General features: G+C 66.5%; 16 protein-coding genes and 1 tRNA gene. 7 read left to right on the top strand and 10 right to left on the bottom strand.

Annotated features, from left to right (window positions below; all coding sequences use genetic code 11):
* The first annotated feature begins 14 nt into the window (after window positions 1-14).
* Entirely contained in the window at window positions 15-887 is an 873-nt protein-coding gene (locus ACSC1Y_RS07260) for a phosphatase PAP2 family protein (protein WP_435334078.1), read from the top strand.
* Window positions 888-1008: 121 nt separating this feature from the next.
* Here ACSC1Y_RS07260 and glnA read toward each other — a convergent pair whose 3' ends face one another.
* Complete coding sequence (gene glnA / locus ACSC1Y_RS07255; RefSeq protein WP_435334077.1) at window positions 1009-2361, bottom strand: type I glutamate--ammonia ligase; 1353 nt, start codon at window positions 2359-2361, stop codon at window positions 1009-1011.
* Between the two features lie 127 nt (window positions 2362-2488).
* Here glnA and lrp point away from each other — a divergent pair, with 127 nt between their 5' ends.
* Together lrp and ACSC1Y_RS07245 are read left to right on the top strand one after the other, a co-directional pair.
* Window positions 2489-2947: an HTH-type transcriptional regulator Lrp gene (gene lrp / locus ACSC1Y_RS07250; protein WP_435334076.1), complete on the top strand. Its 459-nt coding sequence runs from the start codon at window positions 2489-2491 to the stop codon at window positions 2945-2947.
* A 396-nt stretch (window positions 2948-3343) separates the two neighbouring features.
* Window positions 3344-3655: a thiamine-binding protein gene (locus ACSC1Y_RS07245; protein ID WP_435334075.1), complete on the top strand. Its 312-nt coding sequence runs from the start codon at window positions 3344-3346 to the stop codon at window positions 3653-3655.
* Between the two features lie 192 nt (window positions 3656-3847).
* Here ACSC1Y_RS07245 and thsB read toward each other — a convergent pair whose 3' ends face one another.
* Entirely contained in the window at window positions 3848-5491 is a 1644-nt protein-coding gene (gene thsB, locus ACSC1Y_RS07240; protein ID WP_435334074.1) for a thermosome subunit beta, read from the bottom strand.
* Between the two features lie 196 nt (window positions 5492-5687).
* A complete protein-coding gene (locus ACSC1Y_RS07235; RefSeq protein ID WP_435334073.1) occupies window positions 5688-6413 on the bottom strand; it encodes an SOS response-associated peptidase in 726 nt (241 codons plus the stop codon).
* A gap of 260 nt (window positions 6414-6673) precedes the next feature.
* Here ACSC1Y_RS07235 and ACSC1Y_RS07230 point away from each other — a divergent pair, with 260 nt between their 5' ends.
* A complete protein-coding gene (locus ACSC1Y_RS07230; RefSeq protein WP_435334072.1) occupies window positions 6674-6949 on the top strand; it encodes a BBE domain-containing protein in 276 nt (91 codons plus the stop codon).
* Window positions 6950-7344: 395 nt separating this feature from the next.
* On the opposite strand, the gene ACSC1Y_RS07225 is transcribed toward ACSC1Y_RS07230, so the two are convergent.
* The 4 genes from ACSC1Y_RS07225 to ACSC1Y_RS07210 all read right to left on the bottom strand — a co-directional run bounded on the left by ACSC1Y_RS07225 (window position 7345) and on the right by ACSC1Y_RS07210 (window position 8570).
* Window positions 7345-7426 (bottom strand) — tRNA-Ser (locus ACSC1Y_RS07225).
* Between the two features lie 63 nt (window positions 7427-7489).
* Window positions 7490-7690, bottom strand: a complete 201-nt coding sequence (locus tag ACSC1Y_RS07220; RefSeq protein WP_435334071.1) for a DUF7981 family protein — start codon at window positions 7688-7690, stop codon at window positions 7490-7492.
* A complete protein-coding gene (locus ACSC1Y_RS07215) occupies window positions 7687-8067 on the bottom strand; it encodes a Rid family detoxifying hydrolase (RefSeq protein WP_435334069.1) in 381 nt (126 codons plus the stop codon). Before ACSC1Y_RS07215 ends, ACSC1Y_RS07220 begins: the two co-directional genes overlap by 4 nt.
* A gap of 71 nt (window positions 8068-8138) precedes the next feature.
* Window positions 8139-8570 carry a PaaI family thioesterase gene (locus ACSC1Y_RS07210; RefSeq protein WP_435334068.1) on the bottom strand — a complete coding sequence of 144 codons (432 nt, stop codon included), beginning with the start codon at window positions 8568-8570 and terminating at the stop codon, window positions 8139-8141.
* Window positions 8571-8649: 79 nt separating this feature from the next.
* Between ACSC1Y_RS07210 and ACSC1Y_RS07205 the strand changes: the two genes are divergently transcribed.
* Both ACSC1Y_RS07205 and ACSC1Y_RS07200 read left to right on the top strand, forming a co-directional pair.
* Window positions 8650-9519, top strand: coding sequence for a hypothetical protein (locus ACSC1Y_RS07205; RefSeq protein ID WP_435334067.1), 870 nt, complete (start codon window positions 8650-8652; stop codon window positions 9517-9519).
* A gap of 86 nt (window positions 9520-9605) precedes the next feature.
* Complete coding sequence (locus ACSC1Y_RS07200) at window positions 9606-9929, top strand: hypothetical protein (protein ID WP_435334066.1); 324 nt, start codon at window positions 9606-9608, stop codon at window positions 9927-9929.
* Here the strand turns inward: ACSC1Y_RS07200 and ilvA are convergent.
* Together ilvA and ACSC1Y_RS07190 are read right to left on the bottom strand one after the other, a co-directional pair.
* Entirely contained in the window at window positions 9926-11137 is a 1212-nt protein-coding gene (ilvA, locus tag ACSC1Y_RS07195) for a threonine ammonia-lyase (protein WP_435334064.1), read from the bottom strand. The two genes, ACSC1Y_RS07200 and ilvA, sit on opposite strands and share 4 nt — an antisense overlap.
* Window positions 11138-11361: 224 nt before the next feature.
* Window positions 11362-11817, bottom strand: a complete 456-nt coding sequence (locus ACSC1Y_RS07190) for a gamma-glutamylcyclotransferase family protein (RefSeq protein WP_435334063.1) — start codon at window positions 11815-11817, stop codon at window positions 11362-11364.
* Window positions 11818-11870: 53 nt separating this feature from the next.
* Here ACSC1Y_RS07190 and ACSC1Y_RS07185 point away from each other — a divergent pair, with 53 nt between their 5' ends.
* A complete protein-coding gene (locus tag ACSC1Y_RS07185; RefSeq protein WP_435334062.1) occupies window positions 11871-13238 on the top strand; it encodes an MATE family efflux transporter in 1368 nt (455 codons plus the stop codon).
* A gap of 44 nt (window positions 13239-13282) precedes the next feature.
* Here ACSC1Y_RS07185 and ACSC1Y_RS07180 read toward each other — a convergent pair whose 3' ends face one another.
* Complete coding sequence (locus tag ACSC1Y_RS07180) at window positions 13283-15541, bottom strand: PAS domain S-box protein (RefSeq protein ID WP_435334061.1); 2259 nt, start codon at window positions 15539-15541, stop codon at window positions 13283-13285.
* Window positions 15542-15931: the final 390 nt, after the last annotated feature.

Below are 15931 nucleotides of genomic sequence, written 5' to 3'. Positions count from 1 at the left end.
TCTCCCCCCACTCGATGCCGTCGCCACTCCGGTTCGTCGAACTCACACCGCTCCTCAGACGGCTCGTTCCGGAGCCCCTCGCTCCCGTCGTTGTACTCGTCTCACACCTCGGCGACCCGTTCTTCCTCCTGGGGCTGCTCGTCCTCGTCTACTGGTTCGGCGACCGCGACGCCGGGATACGCCTGCTCGGGCTCGGCCTCGCGTCGTTCGGGTTCGTCCTCGCCGCCAAGCACCTGCTGGCGGTTCCGCGGCCGACGGTCGGCCCGCCCGTCCCGGTCGAATCCGTCCCGTGGCTGCTCAGACCCTCGTACGAGGTTGCGACCGGCGGGACGAGTTCCGCCGTCCCGAGCGGACACGCCCTCGCGAGCACCGTCGTCTACGGTGGACTTGCAGCTCGACGGTCGGTCCGGGACCGTCTCGGAGCCGGGCGTGTCGCGGTCACCGCGGCCGGCCTCGTCGTCGCCGTCTGTCTCGTGAGGGTCTACCTCGGGGCGCACTACGCGGGAGACGTGGTCGCGGGCGTCGTGCTGGGTCTCGCGCTGCTCGCGGCCACGAGACGGCTGCTGACTCCCCGGCGTCCGGTCGTCACCCTGTGGGTCGCGGCCGGGTTCGGGACGGTCGCGGCCGGCCTCAGCCCGACCGAAACCGAGGCGCTCGCCGTCTTCGGGGGCACGCTCGGCGCGACCGTCGCCTGGTCGACCGTCGCGGTACCGCGGGATTCCTGGCCCCGCTCGCTCGCGGTCGTCGGCCCGGTGGCAGCCGCTGGTCTGGTCTGTGTCGCCGGTGCCGCCGTCCTGTTCGTCTTCCAGTCACCACTCGTCGTCGTGCTGGCCGCGGCGGTCGGCCTCGGCACCGTCGTCGCGGTCCCGGCGCTGCGGCTCCGGTAGTCGCCAGCCGCAGTCCGTCCGACCCGCTCCGTGGACGAACAGCCGTCGCAGATGCTCTGCGGACGAGTGGCAGCCGTACGTGTATCCGCCGAAAAAAGCCGCTCTCTGCGTCGCGTCGCTCTCAGAACTTCTCGAGGTAGCGGTCGAGCTCCCAGTCGGACACGTCGACGAGGTAGTCCTTGAACTCGGCGCGCTTGGCCTCGATGAACTTCTCGTAGACGTGCTCGCCGAGCGCCTCTGCGATGACCTCGTCCTCTTCGAGGGCGTCGACCGCCTCGCCGAGGTTCGTCGGGAGCGTCTCGATGCCGTACTCCTCGCGCTTCTCCTCGTCGAACTCGTAGATGTTCTCGCGGACCGGGTCGGGGCAGTCGAGACCCTGCTCGATGCCGTCCAGACCGGCGTGGATGAGCGCCGCGAACGCGAGGTACGGGTTACACGACGGGTCCGGGAAGCGAGCCTCGACGCGGCTCGCGGCCGGGACGCGGGCGGCCGGCTTGCGGATGAGCGCCGAGCGGTTGCGGTCGGACCAGGCGACGTAAACCGGTGCCTCGTAGCCCGGGACGAGCCGCTTGTAGGAGTTCACGGTCGGGTTCGAGACCGCCGTGATGGCGGGCGCGTGCTCGAGGATACCGGCGGTGAACTGCTTTGCCGTCTCGCTCAGGTTGAACTCGTCGTTCTCGTCGTGGAACGCGTTCTCGCCGTCTTCGAACAGCGAGATGTGCGTGTGCATACCCGAGCCGTTGATGCGCGGGATGGGCTTCGGCATGAACGTCGCGTGCAGGTCGTGTTCGGCCGCGATGGCGCGGACGACGGACCGGAAGGTCGCGACGTTGTCCGCCGTCGAGAGCGCGTCGTCGTAGGTGAAGTTGATCTCGTGCTGGCCCTCTGCGACCTCGTGGTGCGAGGCTTCGATGTCGAAGCCCATCGATTCGAGGCCGTAGATGATGTCACGACGGACGTCTTGGGCGAGGTCCTTCGGCGCGAGGTCGAAGTAGCCACCGGCGTCGTTCGTCCTCGTCGTCGCACGGCCGTCTTCGTCCTCCTCGAACAGGAAGAACTCCGGCTCGGGCGCGGCGTTGATGTCGTAGCCCATGTCCTCGGCGCGCTCGATGGCGCGCTTCAGGACGCCGCGCGGGTCGCCAGAGAACGGCTTGCCGGAGGAGGTGTCCATCACGTCGCAGATGAGACGCGCCGCCGCGCTCTCTTCGGTCTTCCGCCACGGGAGAACCGCGAACGTCGACGGGTCGGGTTCGAGACGCATGTCCGATTCCTGGATACGGACGAAGCCGTCGATGGAGGAGCCGTCGAAGTAGATACCCTCTTCGAACGCCTTCTCGGCTTGACTCGCAGGGATGGAGACGTTCTTGACGGTGCCGAGAATATCGGTGAACTGGAGGCGCAGGAAGTCGATATTCTCCTCTTCGATACGGTCGAGAACGGTCTGCTCGTCTGGGGAGAGGTTGCCGCTTGTCATCTTTCTCGTCGTTCTTACCGACTCAGCCCACAACTAAAACCCTTCGCCTAAACGCAACTCTGGAAGCTCTGCTGAGAGAAATGGATGTTCGTAAAATTTTACTGCCCTCGGTATAGAGTCGACTGTAATGACGTACGAAAATCTCGACGCGAAGCTGGTCAACGCCCTGCTCGACAACGGTGACGCCAGTCTTCGCAGCCTCGCCGAAGAACTCGACGTCTCCGTCACCACGGTCTCCAATCACGTCTCTGCTCTGGAAGACGAGGGCGTCATCCGCGGCTACACGCCCAAGATAGACTACGACCTGCTCGGCTACGACGTGACCGCAATCCTCCAGCTCAAGGTCGAGGGGAGTGCCCTGCCGGACGTCACGGAGCGCCTGCGCGCGGAGAAGCAGATGGTCTCGGTCTACGAGGTCACCGGCGACTACGACGTCATCGCCATCGGCAAGTTCGAGGACACTGACGGCATGAACACCCAGATCAAGCGGCTGCTCACCGACCCGGAGATCAAGGAGTCGAACACCTCCGTCGTACTCAATCCCGTCTGCGAGAACGAACAGTTCGAGCTCGACATCGAGGAGTAACGTCACCCCTCCTGGTCCGGTCGTCGCGACCGGGTCGAACCCGAAGGCGAGCGCTGCACCGCCTGCGGTGAGTACGGAGAGCGTTGCGTCCGTTGACGCCGCCTGCGACCTCGGCCGCGGGTGCACGTAACGCCCCGAAGACGAGAACGACGAGGAAGAGCGCCTACGGGGAATCCCTGGCCGGTCCTGTCCGTGTACGCTCCGAGTCGCAACTGAAGCACTCTCTACACCGTCCGTCCGGCGGCGTGGTCGCGTTACACGCTCGGCCGGGGCCGCGTGACATCACTGCCGGTCATCAAGACGTTCTGACCGATCGCGTCCATCCGGGCAAGCGACTTTCCACCTCGTCGCGTAGACTCCTCGAACCGCACGGCGACCACACAACGAACCACAAAGATGTCCGTCATCGCCCGATTCGAGATACTACCCGTCGGAGAATCGCACATGTCCGAAGCCATCGCCCGCGCGATAGACGCGCTGGACGAACTCGGCGTCACCTACGAGACCACCGGCATGGACACCATCGTCGAAGCCGACACCGTCGACGACCTGTTTACGGCTCTACAGGCCGCACACGAAGCCGCGACCGACAGCCGACTCGTCACGAACATCGAGATAGACGACGACCCCGAGGTCGACCAGAGCGCCGCCGACCGTGTCGCGGCCGTCGAGATGGCGCGGGAAGCGCTCCGAGGGAAGGCGGCGTAGTCACCGGACGGCTTTCGTCGACGGGATCGACGGTGTCGCCACTGGCCAGCGGAGCGTCGAAAGAAGTGCGTCGATAGTAGCGATGCGGTCGGTGCAGCAGCGTCGGAGCGGTGTGAGTCGGTCGCGTCTATCTCACACAGCGTTGGCCGAGGGAACCTCGGCCGTACGATTAGATTTCTCGTTCCTCGAAATCTACATCGCGCCGCCCATGCCACCCATGCCGCCCATGCCGCCGGGTGCGCCGCCCTCGTCGTCACCCTTGTCGGTGCTCAGGTCACCGGCAGAGATGATGTCGTCGATCTTGAGGACGAGGTTCGCGGCCTCGGTGGCAGACGTGTACGCCTGCTCCTTGCTGTGGGCCGGCTCGACGACGCCGGACTCGAAGGTGTCCTCGACCTGGCTGGAGAACACGTTCAGGCCGGCGCGCTTGTTGCCGCTCTCGTGCTCCGCGCGGAGGTCGACGAGGATGTCGATGGAGTCGAGGCCGGCGTTCTCGGCGAGCACGCGCGGGACGAGTTCGAGCGAGTCGGCGAACGCCTCGACGGCGAGCTGCTCGCGGCCCTCGACGGAGTCGGCGTAGGAGCGGAGGCGCGAGGCGACCTCGACCTCGATGGCACCGCCGCCAGCGACGACGCGGCCGTCCGTGACGGTCTGTGCGACGACGTCGAGGGCGTCCGTGACGCCGCGCTCGAGCTCGTCGACGACGTGGTCGGTGGAGCCGCGCAGGAGGAGCGTCACGCCGTGGGCGTCCTCGTCGCCCGTGACGTAGAACAGCTCGTCCTCCTCGTCGCGCTCGATGGAGCCAAAGCCGAGGTCGTCGTCGCCGATGTCGTCGAGGTCGGAGACGATGTTGGCGCCGAGGATCTCGCGGAGGAAGCGGATGTCGGACTTCTTGACGCGACGGACGGCGGTGATGCCCTCCTTCGCGAGGTAGTGCTGTGCGAGGTCGTCGATGCCCTTCTGGCAGAAGACGACGTCAGCACCGGAGTCGACGATGGCCTGGACCTTGTCCTTCAGCTGCTTCTCCTCCTGGTCGAGGAACTGCTGGAGCTGGGTCGGGTCCGTGACGTTGACCTCCGTGTCGACGCTCGCTTCCTCGACCTCGACGGCCTCGTCGAGCAGGAGGATGTTGGCGTCGGAGACCTCCTTCGCCATGTCGTCGTGGACGGGGTCCTTGTCGACGACGGCGCCCTTGAGCAGGTCGGACTCGGAGACGGCCTGGCCCTTCTGGGTCTCGATCTTGAGGAAGTCCATGTCGACGGTCCCCTCGACGGTGACCGCGCGGACTGCCTCGACGATGAGCTCTGCGAGGTGCTCCTTGTCGAGCTCTGCGCCCTTGCCCGTCATGGAGGTCTCGGCGACCTTGCGGAGCAGCTCCTCGTCGTCGGTGTCGACGCTCTCTGCGATGTCGTCGACCTCTTCGCGGGCCTTCTGGCTCGCGAGGTGGAAGCCCTTGATGATGGCCGTCGGGTGGATGTCCTGCTCGAGGAGGTCCTCGGCGTTCTTGAGGAGTTCGCCAGCGATGGCGACGGCGGTCGTGGTACCGTCACCGGCCTCGTCCTCCTGCGTCTCGGCGACCTCGATGATCATCTCGGCCGTCGGGTTGTCGATGTCCATCTCCTTCAGGATGGTCACGCCGTCGTTCGTGATGGTGACGTCGCCCATCGAGTCGACGAGCATCTTGTCCATCCCTTTCGGGCCGAGTGTCGAGCGTACGGCCTCGGCGACTGCGCGAGCAGCCTGGATGTTGTAGTCCTGCGCGTCGCGGTCCTTGACGCGCTGGGAATCGTCGGACATCACGATCATCGGCTGACCCTGTTGCATTCGCTGACTCATAGTCACTCGATGGATTGAATGTGCTTCTATAAAAAGGTAGTGGGTTTGTTCCCGCCGGCTGAACCGTCCTTCGACGAGGATTCTCCGCTAATCCGGAGACGGGCGTACGACTGGGCAAGGATATTGTGCCGTGTTACCACACCAAAATCCGGTGGGCGGTTCGGTGGACGCGAGACTTTATATACTCGAACCGGCTTCACCCGTCGACGGGTTCGACCACCGCCGGCGTGTCGTTCGCGGGGTCGTTGACCGCTCTCGAGACCGGATACGCCCGCATCGCGTCGGCGGGGTAGGGGTCGAGCACCGCCGCGGCTTCGTCCGAGTCGCCGTGGAGCCACGTTTCCTCGTCCTCGGGCGCGAGGACGACCGCCATCCGGTCGTGTAGCTCGGCGACGAGGTCGTTCGGCTCCGTCGTGCAGACGGTGAACGAGACGATGCGTTTCGTCTCGGGCTCTGCCTCCCCACCGCCGGTGAACGCATCGAGGCCCGTCTGGGCCTCGACGCCCTCCCAGACCGCGTATAGCCCCGCCATCGCGAACGGCCCCCCGTCGGCGAGGGTCACGCGGTAGGGCTGCTTCCCGTCAGGCGTCTTCGTCCACTCGTAGAAGCCGTCGGCAGGGACCAGACACCGTCCCGCGTTCGCGGAATCGGACGCCGCGAACGACGACCGGAACGTCGGCTTCTCGCGCACCGTCTCCCCCCGGGCGTTGATGGGCTTCGGCGCGTCGTCGGGGTCGTCGGCCCACGACGGGAGTAGCCCCCAGTTCGCCAGCGAGAGCTCGTCGTCCGTGTCCGCCCGGATGACCGGGAGGTCCTGTCCCGGGGCCATGTTGTACCGCGACTCGTACGTTTCGGGCACCGAGACGCCGAACCGCTTCTGGAGGTCCTCCGGCGCGACGAAAAGACTGTATCGTCCGCACATGCTCGCACGTACGCGGGCAGGTGACCTAAAGCGGCCGACTCAGCGGACACCGAAAGCGGCCGACTCGGCGGACACCGAAAGCGGCCGACGCCGAGAAGACGTTCCGCCCGCTCCGCGAACTGGCGACGCCCGTCACCGACTTCAGCGGACGGTACCGGTACACCGAGCTCCGGACGCCGCTCGACGCCGACGACCCCGACGGACCGCGCTACTACTGGAACTCGGTCGACGTCGACGAACTCACCGACGAACTGGTCGACGTGCTCATCCGGCTGGGCGAGTCGGCGCCTTCCTCGCTCTCGACGGTGGACCTCCGGCATCTCGGCGGCGCGATAGCCGACATCCCGCCGGATACGACCGCCTTCTGGCACCGGAAGCGACCGTTCATGGTGACCGTCGAGGCGAGCTGGGAGGACCCGGCCGCCATGCTGTTCGGCGGGAACTACGAGCGACCGGTCGCGGTCGAGACGACGTTCGACCCCGGGAACCGTTTCAGCTACAACCTGAACGTCGAACCGCGAACCGGGCAGCCGTAGAAGGGTCGACACCGACGCTCGTACCGGAATCTCCAGTCGAAACAGAGGGGGTCTGTGAGCGAGTGTCGATGTGGGTGTGCGGTCGAGAAAGGGGAGGCTGACGGGAGGCGTGCACAGCGTCGGGCAGGGATTTGAACCACGCTCGAGAACCTGCGCTTCGCGCCGAACCTCGGTCCGATTCAAATCCCCGCCGTTGGGTCTTCACGATATCTACAGTTCTCGCGACACAGCAAGCTGGTTGCTCGCGTGTGTGATGTCGTGAAAACGTCAGGACAGGGATTTGAACTTCTCTCGCTCACGCCGTTCGCTCGAACGTTCAAACCCTGTGTCTGGGTTTCACCGAAATCACGTCTCGCTCAGACGACGCTTCGCTCGTCGGTTGATTTCGGCAGAAACGCCAGGACAGGGATTTGAACCCTGAATCCCGAAAGGGAACACGCTTTCCAGGCGTGCGCCTTGCCATTCGGCCATCCTGGCTCACCCGACTGTTGCCGGGTGTTGCATTTAACGGCTTTGTTTCGCCACGGGCCGTGCGAGGAGTTACCGCCCGCGTTCGAGCAGGCGAACCTCACCGAGGTAAGCAGCCGCGGCCACCGCCGCACCCACCAGGAGGGCCACCAGCAGCGCCGGCAGGAAGCCGACGCCCTCGTTTCCGAGCGCCACGTAGCCCTGGTAGGAGACGAGGAAGGCGAAGACGCCCACGGCACCCCACAACAGGGCCGACTTCCGACGCGGCGTCACTCGCTCGACGCGATGGCCTCGATTTCGACGCCGACGCCCTTGGGCAGGTTGGCGACCTCGACCGCCGAGCGGGCCGGCGGGTTGTCGAGGAAGTACTCCTTGTAGGCCTCGTTCATCTCGTCGAAGTCGCCGATGTCGTCCATGAAGACCGTCACCTTGAGCACGTCCTCGGTGGTCAGCCCTTCCTCCTCGAGGATGGCGGTGATATTCTCCAGCGACTGGCGGGTCTGGACCGTGATGGACTCCTCGTCGAGGAGCTCCCCGTCCGCCGTCATCGGTATCTGACCCGCGGTGAAGAGCAGGCTGCCGTTGGTCGTCGCCTGACTGTACGCGCCCACCGCCTCCGGTGCGTCCGGTGTACTGATGATTCGCTTCATGGCCGAGACCGACGAGGGGAATCGACTTAAACCCCGTCGGACCGTGCTGTTCCCGCGACTATCGCGGTAGCCTACTCGTACCCCAGTTCGGGCGAGAGCTCGGTGTTGCTCCGGCGGAAGGTCCCGCTGCCCCGGGCGAGTTCGTTCCCGTCGTCGTCGGTCGCGACCGCCTCGGCGATGAGCTGGTTCGGGTTGTCGTTGACCACCCTGCCGGCGGCGTTGATGTGGCCCTCGGAGACCGGTCGTTCGAAGTACACGTTGAAGTCGGTGGTCAGGCAGAAGACGTCGTCGACGAGTGAGTTGGCGGCGAAGTAGGCGGCGTCGTCGAGCGCTTTGAAGTAGACCGAACCGTGGGGCGTCCCGTTCGGGATGAAGAACTCCTCGCTGACTGGCAGGGCCAGTTCGGCGGTACCCTCGGCAACCGTAAGCTCCCCTTCGTACTGCTGGTTGATCGGCGCCTCGTGGTACATCCGTTCCAGCTTCCGAAAGTGCTCGTCGTTCATACCGGGACCAGTGCCCGCGACCGAGAAAGGCGTTCCCCGACCGGTCCGGCTTTCCGGGACCGGGACCAACCTCCTCTCGATGCGACAGAGGCAGTCCCTCTTCCGCGCTCTCCTCGCCGTGTTCGCCGCCATCGCGGCGGTCCTCGGCGCGGTCGAGACGCTCCGTCGAGTTCGGCGCGCACACGCCCCGGACGTCCCGCTCTCGCCACTCACCGCGCGGGGTCGCGTCGGCGGCGACTGGGTCGCCCGTACCGGCGTCGGAACCGGCGAGGAGCCGGCCGGCGAGATGGACGACATGGCCGAGTTCGCTCGCGAGGACTTCGACCCCGACGACGTCGACCCGACGGTCCGGGACTTCTACGAACGGACGGGCCGGTACGAGATGTCCCTCTCTGCGTCGTGGCACCGTCCCTTCCGGACGGGTGCGTGGCTTGCGAGCCGGCTCACCACCGCCTTCGAACAGCTCAACCTACCCGCGCCCGGCGCCCGGCGGGTCGTCGAGCTGGACAACCACCTCGAACGGCTCGACCCGGCGGCCGACCCGCGGGACGGTGCCCGGGCGTGGGTCCGGACGGACCGCGACACCAGCGAGGGCGTCTTCGTCGCGATGTACGCCACCCACGTCGCGGGGGGCGAGCGCTTCGTCAACATCGCCGTTCCGCTCCCGTACGCGAACCTCTCGACGGTGCTGACGATGCGTCACCTCGGCGAGTCGGGTGCGGTCGAACTCACAACCGAGGCACCGGGTGACCCGGGACTGTTCCTCGTCACCCCACTGGGCCAGTTTCGCCTCCCGATGCGCCAACGGTTTCGGGTGTGGCCGGTCGGCTCGCCAGGTGCACCTTCGCCGCCGACCTCGGACGCCGAGCTGGTCGCAACCCACGAGATGTGGCTGTTCGGGTGGCAGTTCCTGACGGTCACGTACGGCGCACGTCGGGTCGCTCCGTGACGACGGCAGATAGCCGTCTCCCGACCTGTCGACCCCACAACGAATAGGTCGGCTCCACTTGTCCTCCGCTTTCCTACCGTCTCACGATGAGCAACCTCTTCCTCGTCCTCGCTGGGGTCTCACTCCTCGCTTCTGGTGGTCTCTCCACCGTGAGTCGCGGTCCAGCGGACGGACGGGCAGTTGCGGCCGGTGCGGTCACCGTCGTCCTCATCGTGGTCCTCAGCGCGTTGTTCCGCCTCTCGGTCGGCAACCAGACGCTCGCGTCGGCCATCCTCGCGGCCGGTACCGCTCTGTTCGCTGGTGCTGGGGCGAAACGTGCGAAAGAAGAGGGTCTGACGGAAGCGACGCTCGCGTCGGTCGCGGCCGCAGTCGGGCTGCTCTCGTTGCTGGCGAACTCGATGCTGGTCTAGACCAGCACTTCGACGGTGTATCCCTGGTCACGCAGCGCTTCGAGGAGCTCCTCGACGTGGTCGTGGCCTCGCGTTTCGAGGTCGACCTCGACCTCCGTGTCGGCCATCCCGATCTGCCGCGAGGTCCGGTCGTGCTGGATGGCGTAGATGTTCGCCTTCTTCTCGGCGATGGTGTGCAAGAGCGTCTCCAGCGAGCCCGGACGGTCGCGCAGGACCGTCCGTATCTTGACGTACCGGCCAGTCGCCACCAGGCCGCGCATGATGACCGTCGTGAGCATGTTCAGGTCGATGTTGCCCCCGCACATCGCCGGGACGACGACTTCACCTTCGTCGAAGTCGAACTTGTTGAACAGGAGTGCGGCGAGGGGTGCCGCGCCGGCACCCTCGACCAGCGTCTTCCCGCGCTCGAGGACGTAGGTCAGCGCCATCGCGATCTCCGGGTCGGAGACGGTGACGACCTCGTCGACGCGCTCTTTGATTATTTCGAAGGTCTCGGACCCCGGTGCACGGACCGCGATACCGTCCGCGATGGTGTCGACGTGGTCGAGTTCGTACCGCTCGCCCTTCTGAAGCGACTGGGCGACGCTCGATGCACCCTCCGCCTGGACGCCGACGACGCGGGTCTCAGGGCTCTTCGCCTTGATGGCGGTCGCGACGCCCGCGATGAGGCCGCCGCCGCCGATGGGGACGACGACCGTCTCGACCTCGGGCAGGTCCTCGAGAATCTCCAGTCCGATGGTCCCCTGCCCGGCCATCACGAAGGGGTCGTCGAAGGCGTGGACGTAGGTCCGTCCCTCCGACTCTTCGAGCTCGTGTGCCTTCGCCGCGGCCTCGTCGTAGTCCGCGCCGTAGAGGACGACCTCGGCACCGTAGCTCTGGGTCGCCTTTATCTTCGAGATGGGGGCGTACTCCGGCATGACGATCTTCGCGTCGACGCCCGAGCGGGTCGCGGCGAGGGCGACGCCCTGTGCGTGGTTACCGGCGCTCGCTGTGACGACGCCGGCGGCCCTCTCTTCTTCGCTGAGCGTCATGATGCGGTTGGTCGCCCCGCGTATCTTGAACGACCCCGTCCGCTGGAAGTTCTCCATCTTCAGGTGGACCTCCGCACCCGTCATGTCCGAGAAGGTGTGCGAGTACTCGATGGGTGTGTGTCGAGATGTCTCGCGGACCCGGGGCAGCGCGTCCAACACGTCGTCGAGTTCGAGCATACCCTGAACGTCCGCGCGCCCGTCGTTAATGGTTTTCGACGACAGTTCCCGCAGCGCACCGCTCGCGGCTGTGATGCTGAAAGGGAAATACGGGGGAAGCACGCGTGTGACGTGCAGGTAAAGACCGGACGGGAACCATTATAAAGACAATCCAACCAGAGTGAAAGTGTAATCGCAAGACTGGAGCGGGGTAAAACCGACGTCTGACGGTCGTCTGTCGGGCGTCATTCGTCCCGTTTCGCGATGCAACAATGGTCTCGGCAGTACGTCTCGACCCGCTCGAACAGCGACCCCTCGCCGGGCCACTCGATGGGTTCGGGGACGCCGAGTCGCGCCGGGTCGCCGACGTAGACCTGGACCGGGTCCCCGCTCTCGTCGTCGGCGTTGTCAGCGTCCTTCCTATCGCCACCGGATTCCCGGTCCTCCCCGGGCTGTGCCGCCCACGACACCGGGACGCGAGTGTACAGCCCTCGCTCGACGCCCTCGTACCTGTCCAGCGTGTCTATCGCGTCGACCCGGATGATGCGACCTGCACAGCTCCCGCCCGGAGCGAGCGTCGGATAGTCGCCATCCACGCGGTGACAGCCCTGGAGCGTCACCCGCGGCCCGAACGACCAGTCGTCCAGCAGGTCGTCCACGCGGTCGGCGTCGGTCAGCGTCCCGTAGACGAACACGTTCATACGGGACCTTCCGCTTCCGACGCTTAAAAGACCCGAGCACCAGAAGCCGGCGCATGGACCGTGCCCGGCTGACCTCGGTGTGGCGGCGGGTACTCGGCCTGTCGTGGCCCGTGATGGTCGAACAGACCGTCCGGACCGGGATGCGCACCACCGACGTCATCGTCACCGGGCTGTTCTCGCCGGCCGCCATCGCCGCCATCGGGCTGGCCGACCTCTACGCTCGCTTCCCGCTCCGCATCGGCCTCGGACTCGGCGGCGGTGCCATCGCCCTCTCCAGCCAGGACACAGGCTCGGGAGCCGAGGCCAACCGCGACGAAGCCGTCACGCAGGCGGTGTTGCTCGCGTTCGTCACTGGCATCCCGTTCGCCCTGTTCGGGCTGCTCTTCGGGCAGGTCGCCATCGGTGTCCTCGGGGCGACCACGACCGTCGCCTCCCTCGGCGGTACCTACCTCGCCATCGTCTTCGCGACGGCACCCGCCCGGCAGGTGTCGCTGGTCGCCTCGCGCTCGCTCCAGGGGACCGGCGATACCCGGACACCGATGTACGTCAACGTCGTCTCGAACGGGCTGAACATCGTCGGGAGCGTCGTCCTCGGCCTCGGCCTGCTCGGCTTCCAGCGCTACGAGGTCGTCGGCGTCGGCCTCGCCACCGCCGGGAGCAACGTCTTCTCTGCGGCCGTCCTCTGCGGACTGGTGTTGCTCGGCCGGTCGAGTGCGAACTTCGTCCGACCCTCGAACCCGGTCGTCGCCAGACAGCTCGTCGTCGTCTCGGCTCCCAGAATCGTCGAAGGATTCGCGGACACGCTCGCGGAGTTCCCGTTCAACGCCCTGTTGCTCGGGTTCGGAACCGAGGTCAACGCCGGCTTCCAGGTCGGTCGTCGGCTCTACCAGCAGGTGACCGGACCGCTCTCGCGGGGGTACAGCGTCGCCGCGAGCGTCATCGTCGGCCAGTGGCTCGGCCAGGGCGACCCCGGCCGTGCACGCGGTGACGGCCTCGCGACGGGGCTCCTCGGGCTGCTGACGGTCGGCACCATCGGGCTGGGTCTCGTGGCCGTCGCCCCGCGGCTCGTCACGGTGTTCACGCGAGACCCCGAGACGGTCGAGTACGCGGTCGCCTTCGCCCGTGCCTACGGGCTCGCCGCGCCAGGACTCGTCGTCTTCGTCGTGTTCTCCGGCTGCCTGCAGGGAGGGAGCGAGACGCGAACCCCGTTCGTGGCCCGCGTCCTCGGACTGCTCGTCTTCTTCCTCGGCTTCAGCTACGTCGTCGGCGTCACCCTCGGATACGGCGTCGTCGGAGCCTACGGAGGCATAATCGGCTACTACGCGCTGGCCGCGCTCGTGGTGGCCGTCGGGTTCTGGCGCGGCGACTGGGCGACCCGAGCGGCGAGGATGATGTCGGAGCGCGGCAGTGCGACAGAGTAGGACCGGGCGTGACCAGGGCGGCTCGCCCGATGGCCGCTCTCCACTCAGGGAAGGTCGGAGTCGGCACGCTCCTCGTCTCCCCACGTCACGCCCGAGAAGACGAAGTGAGCACCGCCGGAAGCGTGGTCCTGATCAATGCAGACGGTCCAGCCGTGGGCGTCGGCGACGTCTTCGACGATAGCCAGCCCGAACCCGGTCCCGTCGGGGATGGTCGTGAACCCCTGCTGGAACACGCAGTCGACGTCGGTGTCGGCGATGCCGGGGCCGTCGTCGCTCACGGTGAAGCCGTTCGGCGTCCGCGAAACGGTCACGGTCACGTCCTCGCCACCGTGTTCGACGGCGTTCCGGAACAGGTTCTCGAACAGCGCAGAAAGTCGCCCGGCGTCGGCGAGCACGGCGGGGAAGTCGTCTTCGATGGACAGTTTGGCGTCGCGGGTGTGGCAGGACGCCCAGGCACTGTGGACGACCGCACCGAACGGGACGGGCTCGGGGTCCTCGACCGCCTTCCCCTGTCGGGCGAGTTCGAGGACGTCGTCGATGAGGCTCTCCATCCGGTCGAACGCCCACTCGAGCTCGACGAGCGAATCGTGGTCGTACTCCGACGCGAGGATGTCGCGATGTCCACGGGCGACGGTCAGCGGGTTGCGCAGGTCGTGGCTGACGATGCTGGCGAACTCGTCGAGCCGCTCGTTCTGGCGTCTGAGTTCGCGCTCGCGCTCTTTCTGTTCGGTCGTGTCCGAGTAGATGGCGAAGCCGAAGACGCTCCGTTCACCGAGGGTCACGGGAACGCCGTGAAGCAAGAAGTCGTGTACCCCGTTCGCGGTCTGGCGCTGGACCTCGACGTGGAGCGTGTTCCCGTCGATGAGCTCCTCGTTAAACTCGGCCGCCTCGGTCGCTCCGGCCGGCGGCACGATGAACTGGTCGAGGTCGTTGCCGACCACGCTCTTGGCGTCGTAGCCCATCACCTCCTCGAAGGCGGAGTTGACCGACGTGACTCGCATCGTCCCGTCGGGCCCGAATACGTAGGAGACGGCCGGGTCTGGGATGTTCTCGAACAGTGCCGCGAACCGGTCGCGTTGCTCCTTCAGCTCGGCCTCTCGTTCGCGGAGCAGGTCCTCTCGTGCCGCCCGGTCGAGCGCGGCGACGATGTGCGCGCCAAGGAGTTCGGCCACCTGGACGGTCGTGTCGACCAGAGCGTCGCGGGGGACCGTTCCCGCGGTGAGCACCCCGTGTTCCATCAACGGGACCGCCAGCAGTGGACCGTCCGTCCCGGGAGGGGTGCAGACGGCGAACTCTCCGGAGAGGAACGCAGCACGGATGGGCGACTCGCGGTCGAGTGGAACGCGCTCGATGTCTCCCTCGGTCGACGCGGCGGGAACCAGCTCGTCGTCGCCGTCGGCGAGGTAGATGGTCGTCTTCGGGAGTCCGAGAACGTTGACGCCCGTGGCGACCGCCCGCGATGCCACGTCGGTTCTCGTCTCAGCGACCATCAGTTCGCGGATGGAGTCGTGTAGCATCCGCAGCATCTCTTCCCGTCGCTTCCGCTCGGTGATGTCCGTGTAGACGAAGTAGGCACGGTCGCTGTCGTCCTCGACGCAGACGCTCCGCAGGAGGAAGTCCCGCAATCCGTCCGCGGCGAGTCGCTGGCCCTCCATCTCGACGCGCTCGCCACTGGCGACCCGCCGATTGAGGTCCTTCCCCTCGTCTTGACGGTCCGGTGGCAGGACGACCTCGTCGATGTCTTTTCCGACCAGCTCGCCCGGGTCGTACCCGAACACCTCACCGAACGACCGGTTCGCCTTCGTGATGATCGCACAGTCGCCGTCGAGCTCCGCCTCGACGATCGCGTCGGTCGTGTTCTCGAACAGGGTCGCTACCCGGGCACTGTCCGACCGTCTGTCCGCACGTCGGTAGGAGCGTGCCGCGTCGACGGCACGGCGGGCGGCCAGCCGCGTCGCCGTGTCATTTCCCCGTTCGACCACGTCGGTCGCCCCGGCGTCGAGCGCCACCTCCGCGACGGCGAGCCGGTCGTCCGCGATGACCACGACCGGCAGTTCGTCGGTCACGTCACGCACCGCCCTCACGCACCCCACGTCCGTCGAGTCCGGAACCGTCTCTGCGGTCAGGACGCAGTCCAACTGCCTGGCGCCCTCGCTGGCTCGCTTACGAGCACCAGCAGCGGATGCGGCCGTCTCGACCGTCGCTTCGGTCGTACCCTCGATGGTCTCGACCAGGGCCCCCCGGCGGTCTGCGTCGGCATCGACGCAGAGGATGGTGAGCGGCGGCACGTTGGAACTAGTCATCGGAGACTCCTGTTGCTTGTCAACTATCGACAAAACACGTGGTACTACGATTAAGTGGTTTCGGCCCCAGATGTCCAGATACCGTCGTCACGGGGCCGTGAACGGTGGTTACCGGCGGCACTTGTCTGCGGCCTGTACTGTCGCCGATATCGCGCTCGCTCGGCAAAAGCTGTCTTCACGAGAATCGCGAGTGAAGGCTCGAGAAGCTCCGGATTCTCGGTGGGACAAAAGCGCTCGTCGGGAACTTCGCTTCGCTCCGTTCCCTCCTCGCGGAGAGGAGCGGGCTCCTTACCGCTGGTCGACGGCCACCTTTTGCGCTGCGCTCGCTGGCGCTCGCTCGGCAAAAGCTGGGACAAAAGCGCTCGTCGGGAACTTCGCTTCGCTCCGTTC

Origin of the sequence: Haloarchaeobius lipolyticus (assembly GCF_051208015.1) — an archaeon.
Taxonomy (GTDB): Archaea; Halobacteriota; Halobacteria; order Halobacteriales; family Natrialbaceae; genus Haloarchaeobius.
This window is presented reverse-complemented; position numbering and strand designations above follow the sequence as displayed.